We start from the raw sequence: 17955 nt of genomic DNA, 5'->3' as shown, positions 1-17955 counted from the left end.
AACTTTTAAAAATTTATCCAAAAACCATAAAAAACATCTTGCCAGATAGAAAAAGTAGGATAATATAAATAACAGGGAAAGAAATAAAAAACTGCTTGTGTCCGATAAGCAAAATAATTGTTAAGCGGCATAAATGATCACAACACTCTTATTTAGTGATCGTGAGAGCAGTTGCTTTTGGTGCATCAAAACTTGGGAAATGTAATTTAGTGAAGTTAGCATCTTGAGCAGCTTTTTTAAAGGATAAAAAGTGTGCTTCAACTGTGTAAGCACCTAAAGGGAATGTAAAAGTATCGTTGCAGAAGCTACCGAATTGGGTAAATGCAACTTAGATAACGTGACTCAAGCACTCGCAACATCTTGGACTCCAAGATAACTGTTTCTCTACTATCACCAGAGGTTTTATATGGCTACGGATTCACTCGAACTCGAAAACAATCAGTCAGAAATCACCAGCGAAGAATCGACATCTCCCAACAGAAAGTTCCGCAGCAACAATAGCAGCCCCAACATTCGTGGTGTTAATCGCAAGAACAAAAATGGCGGCGGCAACAGCGGCAACAGCAGCAATAGTGGCGGCAGCGTAGTCCAAATGTCTGGTGGCAGCGGCAATATGAAAGGCGACACCGGCAAACTGTCCGGTGGCGGTGGTAGCGGCGGCATGAGCGGCGGCATGAGCGGCGGCGGAATAACTCAGCCCACTGATGGCAATACAGACAATGTCAGTTCCATCGATATCATCAAAATCAACTACCTTCGCATTGAATACTCCGCCCAATTAACTTTGGAATTCGGGGTAGACAGCGTGGAAGACCTCACTGACAGCCAAATCCTCGATTACATTAATGGCCCAGGCAAATTTTCTACAATATTCGGCATTTTTGATGTAGACGTCTATCGTGATTGCAACGAAGACTTAGAGGGCATGAGCGATGCAGACTTAACGGTTCACTTCCTCAATCACGGGATGATGGAAGAAAATCGCACATTCTCGGCAGTGGTAGACATTAACTACTACAAGGAAGTTAACGCAGATTTAACCGGCAAGAGCAACAAAGAAGCTCTGCAACACCTGGTCGAACACGGACTTGAAGAAAATCGTGAGTTCTCCGCATTCGTCAGCCTTGATTTCTACAAGCAAACCAACAAAGACCTAAGCGGTAAGAGCACCAAAGAAGCACTGCAACACCTAGTCGAATATGGATTCGATGAGAACCGCCAGTTCTCTGCTTTCTGCGACCTCAATTACTACCGGCAAGAAAACAAAGATTTGTACGGGATGAGTGCTAAGCAAGCACTGCAACACCTGATTCAATACGGCGTTGAAGAAGGGCGTTCCTTCTCGGCAGTCTTTGATGTCAAATTCTACCTGACAGCTCACTCAGACCTAGCCGGGATGAGCTACAAGGAAGCAGTGATGCACTTCTTCCAGTACGGCATTAACGAAGAGCGTTCCTTCTCCTCACTCATCGATGTTAACGGCTACAAAGCCACCAACGCTGAAGTCCTGATCAAATTCTTTGGTGTGGCATCACTCGAAGAAATCAGCTACGCGCAAGTTGTCGAATTCATGGCCGGCGCTGGTTTGCAGGCAGGCATCAGCCCCTCCGATAAAGTTGACATCGGCTACTTTATCAGCGAACCCCCCGCTGAAGGTCTCGCCGGCGGCGAAGGCAACGACTTGGCCGGCGGCGAAGGCAACGACATGGCCGGCGGCGAAGGCAACGACATGGCCGGCGGCGAAGGCAACGACATGGTTGATGGTGGCACCGGCAATGACAGCGTGAACGGCGGCCAAGGCAATGACAGCGTGAACGGCGGTGAACCCAACGACACCATGAACGGCGGCGAAGGCTCCGACACCATCAACGGCGGCGAAGGCACCGATTCAGTTGTTGGCGGCGGCTCAGGCGGCGGTGCTCCCGTTTTCGTCCCGCCAACCGGCACTCCAGGCGGCACTCCAGGCGGCGAACCCGGCGGCGAACCCGGCGGCGAACCCGGCGGCGAACCCGGCGGCGAACCCGGCCCCGGAGGAAGCCCGGTGTTCAACATCGACTTCGTTATCAAGACCCATCTCACGCTACTGCAAGCTCAGTTCCCCGCCATTGACTTCTCGGGCACCCTGACTGCAGCACAAATTGCAGAAGTCCAAGCTTTCGTAGATGCGGAAAGTTTAGACCCAGCGCCTTTCGTAGAAAGCGCCACCATTACCATCAAGCTTGAAAGTGCTGAAGTTATTGCCAAACTCGTAGAAGCCGGTTACACCAGCGCCCAGATCGAAGCCTTCACCCAAGAGCAAGCCACCAACGCGCTGATCGAAGTCGGCGAAAGTCCAACCACGCTATTTAGCTTTGAGTTCGTCTTAGCCAAGAACCCCGAACTCGAAACCCAATTCACCAAAATCGATGGTTCAGTAGACTACAAAGCTTTGTTTGAATACTGCACCGTTGGCGAAGGCGCAACAATGGGATTGGAACTGTCGGCCTTCTTTGATGTCAAAGCAGCCAAGGTGATAAACCTCAAGGAGTTGTCCGAGTACGCCACCGAAGAGTTTGGCATCACAACAGCAGAGGTTCAAGACAGCGCCACCTTCACAAACGACCTACTTATTCAATATGCGGTGAACGAGGCTGCTCCCGTCATCAATATTGAGTATGGTCTGTCTAAATACACCCTCACAATCGCCAAGTTCTTTGCAACAGAACTGGCTCTAGACGACACCCAGATCGAAGCCCTCAGCCCTGAGGAACTCGTTGTCAAGATCAAAGCGGCCATCACAGCGCAAACCATTGATGTGAAAGACATCGAGGCTTGTATGCTGCAACTGGCCTCAGACAAAACATTTGGCTTGAGCGAGATCGACTTCAAGGGCATGCTCCAAGATGCAGATATCAAAGTCAAATTGAAATTGCACTTCTTTGGCAGCGAGACCGTTGATGACGCAGAACTCGAAAAGATTGGCGAGACGAAAATCAAAGAATTTATTGGCAAAGAAGCCTTTAAACTCAAGCTCGACATCAAGGACTACGTCGATACCGACTTCTACACCGCCAAGTTCAAAGTTCAAATTAAAAACGCCTTCGGCTTGACCGACGACGCAGCCATTGCAACCCTCGATGCGAACAAGATCGCCCGCTTCTTCTTGGGTGACGGTGGCGAATACATCGACACCAAGTTCTATCGCATGAAATATGGTGCGGAACAAACTGCCGACGGCAAACTGGTCAAAGACCTCAATGACTTTGAAATCAAACTGCACGCACACGGCGAAGGATGGGCACCAGGTGTTAAGAAGTTGTCTGCCTTCAACGTCAAAGGATACGCTGCTGTCGAAGCCAACAGGACTGCGCTGTTAGAAGCTTACGGTGTTACCACCATCGAAGAAGTCAGTCAAGGTCAAATCGTCGCCTTCATGAAGGGCCAGGGCTTGAAGAAAGGGCTGAAGCTCGACACCTTCTTGGATCAAGAAATCGTCACCGAGATCAAGACCACCGAGCAAGCTGCAATTGCTAACTTCTTCAAGATTGATGTGACTGAGGTTGCGAGTCTGAGTGCAAATCTGGTCTTCGAGTACAAGTATGGCGGGTTGGGCGAGTATGTTGACAGCAGCTACGTGCGCTACATGGCCCAGCAAGAGAGCCTCACCACCGCAGCCGGTGAAGTAGTCGCGACCTTGAGCGAAGCTAAATTGCTTGAGTATGTGTACAGCGAGAAGTCCCAGGAAGTCGGTTTCACAGTCAGCAGCCTGTCAGCCTTCGATTACGAAGCCTTTATCGCGGTACAGGCAAATGCCGATGCGCTGAAGGTGGAGTACGGGGTCAAAGATGTTGCTGAACTCGATGTTAAGCAAATTCGCGAGTTCATGCTCAACGGCGCTACGGAACTCGGTTTGAGCTTGGAAGGGTCGGTTGATACCGGCTACATTCGCGAAACCTTCGCTGCTGCGATCGCCAGCACTCTCGAAGGCGTAACCGCTGAACAAGTTGCTACCGATACCCTTGCAGTGACAGACCTAGAAATTCTCAACTGGGTTAGCACCGAACAATCCTCTATCGATACTGAGTTCGTCAGCTACCAGCTGGAAAAATGGATCGCTGCCGGCACCTTAACGGTTGCAGAAGTCGCTGCCTTCATTCCCAACGCTGATCCTGCCACCTTCACTATTGAGTCGCTCACTGAGAAGCAACTGATTGATTTGTCCTTCAACGCTGATTTCAAGATCTCGTTAACCACTAAAGGTGTGTTAGCGGAAGGCGAAGAAGTTAAGCTGTCGGGTATTGACACTGAGGGATTTGCTGCTGAATTCAGCGCACAGCTATCAGCATTCTATGTGGATGTGTTAGCCGGCGCAGATGTGAGCACGCTGTCTCAACAGCAGGTTCTCGAATACATGGCCGAAGCGATGGCGCAAGAAGGCATCGATGTCTCCACTTTCGTCACCGATATCAGCTACATCCGCACGGAACACGCAGCCGAGATCGCCAAGCACTTCGATGTTACCGTTGATGTCGTTCAAGACGCTACCCAGTTCAGCGACAAGCTTGTCCTTGACTGGAAGTTGGGCGGCGCACTGTCCAAGTATATCGACAAAGAATACTTGGAGACGGCAAAAGCCATCACGGGTGATGCTGATTGGAAAGTCCTCAAACTCGCTTACGAACAAGGCTTAAAAGCCGCAGACGTGTCAGAATTCGATGTGGCCGGTTACTCCAAGAAATTCCTCCAGCAACTGGCTGACGAGTTGGAAGTCCCCTACGGTCAGCTCAAGAAGCTCGACAAATGGGAGATCGACCAAATCACAGAATTCGGCTTAAGCGATGAAGGACTGGCACTTCCGTCAACCGATGGCTCAACCGTTAGCGCGTTTATCAAGGCTGATTACTTGCGCCAGAACAAGGCTGAGGATATCGCCTCCAACTACAACGCTGAAAACGCCACACTCGACGACGCGGAAACTCAAGAGTTCTTGACCACTGAAGCTCAACAGCAAGGGTTGGAAACGTCGGCGACGATGGATAAAGAGTGGTATCGTGCCACCTACGCAGCCGACTTAGAGGCCGGAAAAACCGAGATTGACGCTGACGCCAGTGGCGCAATTGAAGATGACGAACTCACCAACTATATGAAGACAACCGGCTTGGAAGACGGCAACAGCCCATCCAAAGCGGTTAACTTGGAGGAGTACCGTCAGACTTACAGCCAAGACTTGCTCACTCAGTACAGCGCTACCTCCATTGAAGAAGTCAGCTACCAAGAAACCTTGGAATATTCTCTAACTATTGGATTGGAGAAAGGCTACAAAACCTCTTCGCTGCTGCAAGACTTCGAGGCGTATAAAACAGCCAACTCCGGCTCGTTGGTCAAGGAATTCAACGTCACCTCTGTTACGGAGATCACGACCTCAATGACCTATGAATTCATGATTGGCCAAGGTCAAGAAATGGGTATCAACCCTTACCAGGCATAATTCCTCGGATTCTCTCAAGAGGCTGCTGCCCTTGCCGGCGCAGCCTCTTGAGGGGGTGTTGATGATAGGTCACAGCTCTCTCCCTAACCGTTAAATTCAACACTTTTTGCCACCCCGATTTGACTAAAAATTGTCTGCGGGGTGGCTAATTTTTTCTGCTTTCAATTACGATTGGGATGAGCCAGTATTTAGTCATTTGGCACCCTTTTTCCTGGGATACCCAGTGGCCCTCAGAAACATAATTTTGAGCATGAGGCATGAATGTAACATGAGGCATTTGAAAGTTACAATCTAGAGTGCAACTTGGTTTTAAGGCAAAGTAAGACGGCGAGATTTGTTGAAAAACTTCGCTAGAGGATGGAAAAATAATGGTTTGGGAACCGGGTCATGTCTTGCAAGACGGTAAGTATATTATTGAAGAAAAGCTAGGAGAAGGAGGCTTTGGGGTTACTTATCTCGCTAGCGATAGTTCTGATAGTTTTGTTGTTATTAAAACATTGAATGAAAAAATTCAAAATCGGCGTAATTTTGCTAAATGTCAGCAGGATTTTTTAAATGAAGCCTTGCGCTTGGCTAAGTGCGCTCACCCTCATATTGTGGGAATTCATGAGTTAATTCAGGAGGAATTATTATGGTGCATGGTAATTGAGTATATTGATGGGATAGATTTAGCAACTTTAGTAGACAACGAGGGAGCTTTACCAGAACCGGAAGCATTGCACTACATTCAGCAAATTGGGGATGCTTTATGCGCGGTTCACCGGCAGGGTTTTTTACACCGAGATATCAAGCCGCTTAATATTTTATTGCGAGCAGATCGAGACGAAGCTGTGTTGATTGATTTTGGCTTGGCTCGTGAATTTACACCTAATTTGACACAAATTCATACAGAATATATCTCGAAAGGTTTTGCTCCGATTGAACAATATGATCGGCGCTCACTTCGGGGTGCTTATACAGATGTCTATGGTTTGGCTGCGACGTTATACGCGCTTTTAACGGCAGAAATTCCTGAAGCTTCTCCAACTAGAGATCGCCAAATTAACCGGCATCAAAACGACCCCCTGGTGCCCCCAAAGCAACTGAATCCGGAAATTAGTGATCGGGTGAATGCGGCGATTCTTGAGGGGATGGCATTAGAACCTGAAAATCGCCCGCAAACGATACCGGCTTGGTTTAATTTATTAGGGATTGAGCTGAATTCTAAGGTTTCTTCACCGGCACAAATTTCAAGTGTTACTGAACCGGCTATGTTTTCTCCCCAATGGACTTCAGCCGTGGGGATGGATTACAGCCGGCTGCGCGATTTCTTAGCGGCGGGAAATTGGCAAGAAGCTGATCGGGAAACGGCGGCTATTATGCTTCGGGTTTATGGTAGAGAAAAAGAAGGCCGGTTTAGTATAGAAGATATTCAAAAGTTTCCCTGCCGGGATTTACGCACCATTGATAAATTGTGGTTGGATTATAGCAACGAAAGCTTCAGTTTTAGCGTACAGAATAAAATTTGGAAAAGTGTTGAAAAAAATTATGAAGCATTTGGGGAAATAGTTGGTTGGCGTAGAGGAAATTCTTGGATTTCTTATTCTGAACTTATTTTCAATTTAACGGCTCCCGAAGGACATCTTCCCAGTTGGGGCCGGCGAGGGCGTTTGTGGTCTTCTTTGGCGAAAAGAATTGAAGACTGTGGTTTATAAGAAAATAAAAAAAATATTTTTTATTTTTATAATTTTAATAAATTCCTAAATATAACTTAATTTCTCATAAAGAAATAATTTGAATTAGAAGAAGTTAGAAAATTAAAAAAATACGGCCAAAAAAATCAAAATAATCATTTTAAGTTTTTAAATTTACAAATTGCTGTGGTGTTTTTAGGGTGGGGAAAGTGAGAGCCGGCAATTGCAGCCAAGTGTGGAGTGAAATTGTCTGGAAACACACAGTTGTGATGCTGGCGTGTTTTCGTGAGATTTAAATAATTGAGAGGTTCCCAGCGAAAATCTTCCGGATTGCTCCGACTGGATAGGCGTATCTAGATTGTGATGTCGTTACACCCAATTGGGAAAAGAACTTGTTTGGCCACAGGATGTTCCCGATCGCGTGCGGGAAAAACAACTGGGTAACAACGCTCTATCCCAATACCAGAGGAGCTTCTGCAAACATGGCACGGGCACTTTCTTTTTCTACTCGAACACGCATTGCCAATGTCACCCTGCCCCGAACCAGCCGATCAGTGGTATTTATGTTGCTGGTTACAGCTTTTTTAAGTGTGTGTGTTGGGCGCTTGGTTCAGCTGCAATTTATTCAAGGGGAATACAACCGGCAACGAGCTGAGCAGAATCGCATCCACTTAGTTCCGATTGCTTCCGATCGCGGCAATCTTCTGGATCGCAATGGCAAACTGTTAGCGGCTAATCGGATGTCCCGGTCGGTTTATGTGTGGCCCCGCGAACAATCGCCGCAAAAATGGCGTGTGACGGCGGCTGAGTTGGGTTCTTTGCTAAATATCCCTGCCGGCGATATCGTCAAAAAATTAGAGCAGGTGGGTTATAAGTCTCCTATGCCGGTGCGGATTAGCCGAGATATCACGATCAACACTTTTGTGAAGTTAGCAGAACGTTTTGGTGAATTTCGCGGCATCGAAGTTCGGGCGGAATCTAACCGTTACTACCCCAATGGCGATTTAGGCGCTCATGTGATGGGCTACATTGGGGAAGCCACTGCGGAAGACCTGAAAGCCCATCCAGAGTATCCAATGGGCATGATTGTTGGGCAAATGGGGCTAGAACGTAAGATTAATACGAAACTGGCAGGCGTCTGGGGAAATCGTTTGGTGGAAGTGGATGCTGCCGGTTCTGAACTGCGGGAATTGGGTGAGAAACCTGCTAAACCTGGTGAGTCGGTACGGCTAACACTTGACCTTGAACTACAGAAAACTGCCGAAAAAACTCTTGGGAAGCGGCGAGGCGCGGTTGTCGTTCTCGATGTCAAAACCGGCGCTGTTTTGGCAATGGCGAGTGGGCCGACGTTTGACCCGAATCTTTTCACTCGCAAAATCACCTCTGCGGATTGGAAGCGCCTGCAAGGTGAGGAAAAGCCCTTCCTAAACCGGGCACTTCAAGGCTACCCACCCGGTAGCACGTTTAAAATTGTTACGTCAATCGCCGGCATGGAGTCTGGGAAGTTCGCACCTGACTCGACGCTACTGAGTTCTTCCTCCATTAATATCGGTGGCATTAGTTTTCACGAACATGGCGGCGGTTATGGAGTGATTGGCTTTACGGATGCTTTGGCCTATAGCAGCAATACATTTTACTATCAAATGGGAATGGCCGCCGGCCCGGAGGAGATTGCTAAATGGGGCCGCCGCGTAGGAATTGCCGGCACAACGGATTTAAATTTATTGGGGTTAGGTGAAGGCAATCACGGGACACTACCAACGCCGGCTGAGAAGGAAAAGCTTTATGGTGAACCTTGGTATGTCGGTGATACGGTGACAATGGCCATCGGTCAGGGGTTGGTCTTAACCACACCTTTAGAGATGGCCGTGATGGTTGGGGCAATCGCCAACGGTGGCAAACGTGTTAAACCGCATTTCTTGAGCGCTCAAACCAACACACCCGCCACTAAACCCGAACCCACCGGCATGAAACCTGGAACGGTGGAGGCGATTCGCAAAGGATTGGTTGCAGTGGTTCAGAAAGGAACTGGCCAGCAGCTCAATGATGGTTCTATCCCCCTGACGGGTGGCAAAACCGGCACGGCTGAAGTCCCAGGACAAGAAGATAATTCCAATTATGTTGCCTTTGGGCCGGCTAATGATCCCCAGATTGCAATTGCTGTCGTTGTGGAAAATGGCGGCTATGGTGCTGTTTCTGCTGCCCCAATTGCTCACGAAATATTCAAAACCTATTTCAAGCAAAAGCGTTAGGGCATTTTGAGCTTATGGGGGGCTTTGAAAACTTTCCCCCACTGCTCTCTTTGTAAATTTTCTATTTTAGATGCTACAAATCAACCGCTCTGTGGATTGACTTATGCAAGTTTATACGCATATTTAAAGACTGAACTTATAAATTAACCCCCATCTAACTCGCAGACCCGCCCAACCAGGTAAAAACAGCCAATTCTTCTGCCGGTCTTGGTTTGTGCCACCAAACGTCCTCAACCTTAACAGATAAGTTAAATGTCTAGCCCCTGATAGAGCCGGTGTTCAGGCCATTGTTTTTTCTCTGGCTAACTTGAAACTTATCCCAGGAACAATTAAAAATCCAAGCAAAACCAACAAAAATATTTAGAAAAGCTTATGCAACCCCGGCATTTACCGCTCTTGAGAAAGCCATAATGAATTTTCAGTAAAATTTGATACAGTTTTAACCTAAAAATGTTATTCTAAAAATACAAACCCATTAAGTCACTTGTGTTTTTAGGACTGTTCACCATGAACAAATCACGTCAGGAAATCTTGAAAGAAACAGCCGCAACCCATCGCGCCAGCCTTCAAAAACACTTGCAACACCGACTGGAAGTGGCCAGAGCCAAAGGCGACGAAAATTTAGTCCGACAGTTGGAAGCGGAATCTAATTACCTGAGCTAGTAAGGTTTTAGCGCTCAGAGGTCAGCGCTCAGTTGCAAGATTGCGAGCTGATTCATCCAGCAGATGCGATGAGCGATGAGCCTCTGAACCCCATAACAGATGCAGCGTCAAGCCACCTTTAACCCAACCGCCGTTAAAGCCGGCATCGGCTGCAATTATTCTTCATCTTTAAGCTTCTTGAAGCTTTGCCGGTGAGCGTGAGATCGCTCGCCGGTTTTGCTATTGGGCTATTCTTTGATCAAATGATAAAAATCACTAACACCGGCATCGATCTGACTAAAGCCTTACCAGCCAGGATTTTCCCTCCCTTTTTCTCCACTAAATAAGGAAACCCATCGGCTAATATCTGTCAGCAGCTCTCTAAATGCGGTAAACAAGTATAGAGGACGGATCAAGTGTGGCCCACAACCAGAGCGAGGAACCACCTTCCAGATTCAACAGTCCAATTACAGCCGAGACGTGCTATCTCATCGCAGCAGCCGGCGAAGCGCCGCACAACGTTAAGCTGAAATGTTTCACCAGGGGAAATGACAACTATGACAGCTCAACTAACCAACTGGATATCTGTGGCGTGGCAAGCACTGCTTGCGAATAACCGCTGGATGGGTTGGAATCTATTTTTAGCTTTAGTGCCACTAGCTTTGAGTTTTTGGCTGTTCCACCGGCCTCGATCTCGCGTGTTGCGCTGGGGAACTCTCATCCTCACCGGCATTACTTTTTTCCTAGGTATACGGCGCTACTCTTTAACATCTGCGGTTAATCTTTTACGGGATATCCGGTCGATTTATTTAGGTATAGATCCAATTTATTTAGTTGGGGCACTCATCGGAACGCTCATTTTAATGGGATTAGATTTTTGGCTGCTAGGCTGGCGCGGCGCTCGTTCTCTACTGTGGTGGGTGGGATTTCTAGCTTTCATCTTTTTCTTGCCGAATGCTCCTTATGTGTTGACAGATGTCATTCACTTTTACGAAGAAATCCGCTATAACTATTCGGTTTGGGTGCTAACTTTGGCTTTAATTCCTCAGTATTTAATATTTATGGGAATTGGGTTTGAAGCCTATGTGCTGTCTTTGATTTACTTAGGTTTCTATTTACGCCGGCAGGGTTGGGGCAAATTTATTTTATGGGCTGAATTAATCTTGCACGCTTTGAGCGCTATTGGGATCTATCTCGGTCGCTTTCAACGCTTCAACAGCTGGCACGTCATCTCTCAACCAGATCAGCTAGTGATGAGTGTGATGACAGATTTAACCCGCACCCGCCCGCTGCTCGTAACAGTTGTTACATTTGTGGTTATTGCGGTTTTTTACTGGCTAGTCAAACAAGTGAGTTTGGGAATTATGCAGCGCCTGAGTAATCCGAACAATGCTTTCCCTCCAGCCGCCGATCCTGATTCTTCTCCGGCTCGATTTTAAGTTTAACCACGGCCTAACTCGGTGATTTTTTCAACCAAAGTTTTTTATTTTCTTCATTTTAAATGCCTTGAGAAGTAGGTGGAGATGAACCACAACACCTTTCTTGAAGCCTGAAGTTTATTGGAGTTGATGACGGGCTGCGTCTAAAAGCAGGCGGTGTTCCGCACGGGCGAGGGCGGTGTAGGTACTTTCAATAGCTTTTGGCTCGACAGAAATCGAGCGAATCCCCCACTGAACCAATTGATCAATGAGATCAGGATATCGTGCCGGCGCACCACCGCAGAAAGAGCAAGGAATACCGGCTTGTTTGGCTAGCCCAATTAAATGCTGAACTGCTCGCATTACCGCAGGATGATGCTCGTCAAAAGCTGCTGCCATTTGCGGATTTTGTCGGTCGGCTGCTAACAGCAATTGAGTCAAGTCATTTGTCCCGATAGAAATTCCTTGAAGGCCGGCTTTTACATAATCAGGCAATAAAAACAGTACGGAAGGCACTTCCGCCATTAGCCAGAGTTGGAATGATTTTTGCTGAGTTAAACCGGCCCCGTCTACTCGCTGCCGGCAAAAGGTAAATTCTTCAACACTACGCACGAAAGGCAAGATTAAGTTTATATTTGTGTGGCCGGCACGGTGTAGTTTAGCTAATGCTTGAAGTTCTAAATCAAATAAGCTTGGATCTAAAACATAACTAAAGGTGCCGTGAACGCCCAAGGTGGGATTAACTTCTTCGCCGGCATCCGCACCCACCAACGATTGCAATTCATCAGAGCGTAGATCGAGAGAACGATAAAATACTGGTCGTGGCGAAAAAGCTCTGGCAAACTGGCTTAGCTGGGCGGTAATTTTTTCAACGAATTCCTCAGTCGCTCCTTTTTGTAACCATTGACGAGGATGCTGATTTTCCAACACTTCAATCAGCATGAGTTCTGAACGCACTAAACCCACGCCATCTATCGGCAAGCCTGCCAGTTGTTCAATAGAACTGGGTTGACTTAAATTAACGAATAATTGGGTTGCTAAAGGAGTTGAGAATGAAGAATGGAGACTGGAGCATAGAGAATGAGATGGTTGACTGTTCATTCTTAATTCTTGATTGTTGAGTCCGAATTCTTGATTGTGCTGTTCGCTGAGGCGATAGATTTCGCCCTTATCCCCATCAATAAACACCAACTCGCCGGTTTGAATTAATTGGGTGACACCGGCAGCCCCGACAACCGCTGGAATGCCCAGTTCTCGCGCCAGAATTGCCCCGTGGCTGGTCATTCCCCCTTGTTCTGCAACTACACCGGCAGCTTGCTTGAGCAAAGGAAGCCAGTCTGGCAAGATGACGGAGGCAATTAAAATTCGTCCGGGGGGCATTGCCTCGGTGTTTTCATTGAGGCTAGCAATAACTTGAGCCGGCGCGGTTGCTTGTCCTGCGGATGCCGGCACGCCTTTAATCTTAGTATTAGAAAAATTAGTTGGTGGCAAGTTAACAGGTAAATTATCGCCTTCTAGCCGACTTGTCTTCTGTGTGTCTTCATCTCTTCCATCGGGATAAGCTTGGGTGAGATAAAGTTGCGGTTGGGAACCGTCTTTTGCTTTGCCAAGTGTCCACTCTAAAACACAAGCAGAACCCAACTCAACCGATACTTTCTGGATTAACTCGATTAATTGTTTTAGATAAGGGGGCTGCAAAGCATACTGGTTTTGCTGTTCAGTGCTGAGCATATAAAGTTTGAGGCAATCACTCGCATGGGAAGATAAGACATCTTCAGTCGGATCAGACGGATCAATGAGGTCATAGGCGATTGTTTTGCTTCCCAGTCGCTGAATTTGCAGTGCGCCTGTATGGGGGTTTAACTGATAGGAATCTGGGACAACTTCTCCTAATTTAATAGACTTGCCCAGCCCCCAAGTGGCTTGAATTTCGATAGCCCCTGAGTTGGCTTGCACTTCCCCTGAGACAATTGCCGGCCATAGCGGTTGCACTAAAACCCCTAAGCTAATGTGTTGCAACTCAATGCCGAGCCGGTGCCAGTAAAATAAACTTCTGGCCCTAAATAATTCTGCCCACGTTCTTTTTAAGGCGATGGCCATTTGCTCTGGCTCGCACCGGCACACATGGCTTTCCAGCAGTCCAGAAATCTTGAGGCTACTGGCATCTGCCGGCGATGAGGGTAAGGTTACGGAAGGACGAAAAATCAGCACGGGTGCCTGCAATAGCTTGCCTGCCGGCTCTAAAGCTTCAAACAGTGCCGGTGGCAACTGTGCCGTTATAATTTCATGGCGGATGCGCTGGGCGAGTGCACTGAGTTGGTGCGACTCATCCACATTCAAATGCAGGGAAGAATGGGGCAGTTCCGCAAATAGTGGCTCTAACCAGTCATAAGTGTGCCAAAACTCTTGCAATGCCGTAGCAGACACGACAAATCCAGGCACAATGGGATAGCCCAGCAGCACTAGCTGATTCAGGTAAAATGCTTTTTCCCCTACCAACTTGCGCTCTGGGGGTTGAATCTGGCCGAGCCAGTAGAGATTTTCCACGTTAACGGTTGTAGCCGAGCTAAATACTATTAATCTTATTTTGCATGGGCTAGTTTTTTCGCAGGAGTAAATACTTTTCCCTAAAGAAAAGAATTGGCCACGAATCCTGAACTCGCGCTCGCTTCAATTCAATGAACATTTTGAGCTAGCTATTGGTGGAGACTCTGCGCCGGCGAGACACCGCGAATAACCCCGTAACAGTTGCGATGCCGACGAGTGTGCGGGGTTCTGGAATCGCAGTTTTAGTTCCGGCAACTATCTTAAAATCCGCTCCATCGAACTGCTTTTTACCAATTACCCGAACACCCTTGATGGTGGATTCAAAGTGAATTCCTTTAGAACCCACGTTTTGAGCCAGATTGATTTCTGTGGTGTCAATCGAGTAACCGGCATCATCCCACTGATTTCCCGATATTTTCACGGCATCGCCAACCGTTGCTGTTTGGTTATCAACAACTTCATAAATTGGTTGAATTTCTATGTCGCTGTTCATCCCCCGTTCCCACAGGAAGACGGAGTTAAATGAAGTGCCTTGATTGAACAGCAAATCCATCGTGAAAACGCTTCCCTCATCTGAGGTGCCTTCCACGCCATCATCCTCGGTATCAATAATATCGTTCAGGTTAAAAACAGATTGTGTGTGATTGCCCAAGGTTTCCACGATCATTCGTTCTACCCTCGACGTATTGAACTGTCCGCGCCGGCTCACGTCACTCTCCGCCGGCAGAGACTCGCGCGTCACACCCGTTGCAAAGTCACCTCTATCAAGGCTAATTCCACCCGCACTGCCTGTTCCGTCTGAAGCGATTAATCCCTCAGTGTTGGATAATAGGGCCGTTTCTGTAACCCGAAACAAATCATCAAGCTGCCAAGACTCATTTCCCGCAGTAATTTTCTCAAGTGCAATATCGCACTGAGTCATTGAAGTGCACGAGTTTACAGTCCCAGTGCCGGGATAAGAAAAATCTGTACCAAAAGAAAATAAACTGGCTGCACGAGCTGGTGTCGTAGAGAAGGCTAAGACGCCACCGACAATTAAGCCAAACCCGATACAAGTCGGTCTAAGATTCATAATAATTTCCTTCCCCCTGATTATCTATCAAAAATGTTATGGGCCGGCTTTCCGTATATTTACCATCTCAAGTTTGCCTTCTTGACAATCATATTTTTGAGCTAAAATCCAGCAGTTTTACTTATAAATCCGCAAATTTGCGTTTAATGGAAGCTTACCCGACTCTCATTGACTCGCGCTCTTGCAACCGAATTCACCGTTTATGGCAAATCTGCGGTGTTTTCTGTTGCCTATTATAGTAAGTTATGCTAACCACAATCCAGTATTTTTACCGGATCTTTACGGATTCTTTAAAATACCTGTATAAATCCTCTGAAAAACCTCATAAATGCCTGAAGTTTGGCTCTAACCCCTCAAAACAGAAGTTTTTGGTAGTTTTCATATATCATAAAGTTGTCTGAAATTTTATAAAGATACCTTAAAGATGTCAATGAGTTACAGAATTTTTACAGATTTTTCTCACCTTTACTAACAAGATGGCAAGGCAAGGAAATTATAAAAAGCCTCGTAGTTGCTGCCAAAGCAACCACCGGGAGCATTTCACCTTAGAAGTGAGAGCGAGTACGGGGCAAGTGAGATAAAATTTTCTGACAAATGTCATGTTATATAAAGGTTAAACTTAAGTAATTTATTATACAAACAGGGAATTTTGAGCCAGAGAATTATGAAAATCTTCCACAACATTGGATCGTGCGCCACAGCCGGCCTGGGAATGGGCTAGGTAAAATCGCTATGATGCGGTTAAAGGATGTTGCAGCCAAACGCCAATAATCGCACACTCAAGAACTGAAGCTGATTTCGGGTCACACAAGATGAGGAAATTGACAGACGGATTTAAAGGCTTCCTCGATTTATTTCTCAAGTCAAGTTGTCCCCTATGCCAGCGTCCAGCTCAGGATTTACTCTGTCAGTATTGCCACCGGCAACTGCAACGCTGCCAATTAACTAAAGTCAGCCAGCGTTCAGCAGACGAGCCGGTGTTTGTCTGGGGAATTTACGGAGGTGCCCTGAAACGCGCAATTGCGGCGATGAAATATGAAAATCATCCTCAATTAGCCAAACCCCTCGGTCACTGGATGGGTGAAGCTTGGCTAAAATCACCCCTATCTACCGGCAGCCGGCTGACAGTGGTGCCTATCCCTATGTACCCGCAAAAGCTAAAGGAACGAGGTTTTAATCAGGCAGAGTTACTGGCAAAAAGTTTTTGTGAAGTGACAAATTTGCCGGCGCAACCGCAAGGCTTAGAGCGAGTTCGGCAGACAGAGGCTCAATTTGGGCTGTCTGCTTCTGAACGGGAGCAAAACGTTGCCGGTGCCTTTAATTTGGGAAAAGCATTTCGCCACCGGCATCCACAAGGTTCGGTTTTATTGTTAGATGACATTTACACAACCGGCTCAACAGTTCGCGCAGCCGCTCAAACCCTGCGTTCCGCAAAAATTCCCGTGTGTGGGATTGTGGCACTTGCGGCACCGCAGCAGGGGGATCGGGAGATTTAGAACTAAATTTTAAAATGGGTTCGTTCTTTAAGAAATTCGTCAAAGGTTTGCCGGTTGGGCATTGAAGGTTGGGCACCGGCTTTGGAGGCACAAAGGGCACCGGCTGCCGCACCCCAGATGACGGCTTGATGAAGCGATAAGCCGGTGGCAAGGGCGGCAGCGAGTGCGCCATTGAAGGCATCACCGGCAGCGACGGTGTCAACAGCTTCGACGGGAAAAGCGGGGACAAAGAAGCTTTCAGCAGCAGAGGCGCAGAATACTCCTTGATCACCCAATTTCACAATTGCAGTGCCGGCACCCCTTGAGCGCAACTGCTCAGCCGCTTTGGCAGCCGTTTCAGGATCATTTACGGGAAACCCAACCAGCTGGGCTGCTTCAATTTCGTTGGGGGTGATAATGTCAACGAGCGGATAAAGACCGGCAGGAATGTCTGGGCGTGCCGGTGCGGGGTCAAGAATGACGGGAATGCCTGCATTTTGGCCGGCTGCTGCTGCCAGTAGGACAGTGGTGAGGGGAATTTCTAATTGCAACAGTAAGACTTTTGCAGCCGGCAAGAGTTTGATCAAGCGCCCGACATCTGAAGTTTTGACGCGCCCGTTGGCACCGGCAACGATGATGATGCTATTTTCGCCGGCATCGTCTACCGCAATCATGGCCACCCCAGAATGAGCGTCCGAATCTATTAATACGCCGGCAGTGTCCACACCAGCAGCTTGCAGACTCGCGAGGAGTTCTTCGCCAAAGCTGTCACCGCCGACACGCCCCACCATTTGAGCCGGCACTCCCAGACGGGCTGCTGCGACGGCTTGATTTGCGCCCTTGCCACCGCCGGCAGTTAAGAAGTGGTGGCCGGCTAAGGTTTCCCCAGCTATTGGCAGCCGGGGTGTTTTGGCGACAAGGTCAAGGTTAATACTACCGAATACAATCACGCTCATGGCCTTTTAATTATACCATTTTATTGCCTTTAATCAAGAGTTGATCTTGTGAATTCCCAATCTCTCGTTATCTTTTTTATTTAATTTTGCATTTCAAGAGTCGCTACTTGAAAAACGTAAACTTTAGTGTATTTCTCTTGATCCCCAAGGGGATTTTGATAAAGTAATAAAAGAAGCAACCGAGCTTCCCCGACAGATACCACAGCGAAGTCCATTTAATTGAAGAGGTAAAAAACGCTGTTTCATCTAACATCTGTCTCATTCCCTAAAAACAGCAGCATCCAACTAGAGGGCTGATATTTCCTATATTACTAACTGGAGAGCTATGCAAACTGAACTTTTTAAGTCAGTGCAACTCTAAGTTAAAGGATTAAAACAGGAAATTCCTCAGCGAGTATAGCTTGGGTGCTGTTGTTGTTTTAAAGATTTTATCAGTAGGTTGCGTATCTCAGA

General features: G+C 47.4%; 9 protein-coding genes. 6 read left to right on the top strand and 3 right to left on the bottom strand.

Annotated features, from left to right (window positions below; genetic code table 11):
- The first annotated feature begins 406 nt into the window (after nt 1-406).
- The 5 genes from H6F73_RS18815 to H6F73_RS18795 all read left to right on the top strand — a co-directional run bounded on the left by H6F73_RS18815 (nt 407) and on the right by H6F73_RS18795 (nt 11473).
- A complete protein-coding gene (locus H6F73_RS18815; protein ID WP_190760302.1) occupies nt 407-5467 on the top strand; it encodes a calcium-binding protein in 5061 nt (1686 codons plus the stop codon).
- Between the two features lie 368 nt (nt 5468-5835).
- Nucleotides 5836-7161, top strand: coding sequence for a serine/threonine-protein kinase (locus H6F73_RS18810; protein WP_190760301.1), 1326 nt, complete (start codon nt 5836-5838; stop codon nt 7159-7161).
- Between the two features lie 461 nt (nt 7162-7622).
- Nucleotides 7623-9392 carry a penicillin-binding protein 2 gene (mrdA, locus tag H6F73_RS18805; protein ID WP_190760300.1) on the top strand — a complete coding sequence of 590 codons (1770 nt, stop codon included), beginning with the start codon at nt 7623-7625 and terminating at the stop codon, nt 9390-9392.
- A gap of 507 nt (nt 9393-9899) precedes the next feature.
- Nucleotides 9900-10055 carry a hypothetical protein gene (locus tag H6F73_RS18800; protein ID WP_190760299.1) on the top strand — a complete coding sequence of 52 codons (156 nt, stop codon included), beginning with the start codon at nt 9900-9902 and terminating at the stop codon, nt 10053-10055.
- A gap of 536 nt (nt 10056-10591) precedes the next feature.
- Complete coding sequence (locus H6F73_RS18795) at nt 10592-11473, top strand: DUF1361 domain-containing protein (protein ID WP_190760298.1); 882 nt, start codon at nt 10592-10594, stop codon at nt 11471-11473.
- Between the two features lie 117 nt (nt 11474-11590).
- Here the strand turns inward: H6F73_RS18795 and H6F73_RS18790 are convergent, their stop codons facing one another.
- A complete protein-coding gene (locus tag H6F73_RS18790; RefSeq protein ID WP_190760297.1) occupies nt 11591-13999 on the bottom strand; it encodes a putative PEP-binding protein in 2409 nt (802 codons plus the stop codon).
- A 145-nt stretch (nt 14000-14144) separates the two neighbouring features.
- On the bottom strand, nt 14145-15071 hold the full coding sequence (locus H6F73_RS18785; RefSeq protein ID WP_190760296.1) for an exosortase-dependent surface protein XDP2: 927 nt from the start codon (nt 15069-15071) through the stop codon (nt 14145-14147).
- Nucleotides 15072-15883: 812 nt separating this feature from the next.
- Between H6F73_RS18785 and H6F73_RS18780 the strand changes: the two genes are divergently transcribed.
- Nucleotides 15884-16567: a ComF family protein gene (locus H6F73_RS18780; protein ID WP_190760295.1), complete on the top strand. Its 684-nt coding sequence runs from the start codon at nt 15884-15886 to the stop codon at nt 16565-16567.
- Nucleotides 16568-16569: 2 nt separating this feature from the next.
- On the opposite strand, the gene rbsK is transcribed toward H6F73_RS18780, so the two are convergent.
- Nucleotides 16570-17502, bottom strand: a complete 933-nt coding sequence (gene rbsK / locus H6F73_RS18775; RefSeq protein WP_190760294.1) for a ribokinase — start codon at nt 17500-17502, stop codon at nt 16570-16572.
- Between the last annotated feature and the right edge of the window lie 453 nt (nt 17503-17955).

The sequence above is a fragment of the Microcoleus sp. FACHB-68 genome, from assembly GCF_014695715.1.
GTDB lineage: Bacteria > Cyanobacteriota > Cyanobacteriia > Cyanobacteriales > Oscillatoriaceae > FACHB-68.
Note: the sequence above shows the minus strand (reverse complement) of the source record. Positions and strands in the feature narration are given on the sequence as shown.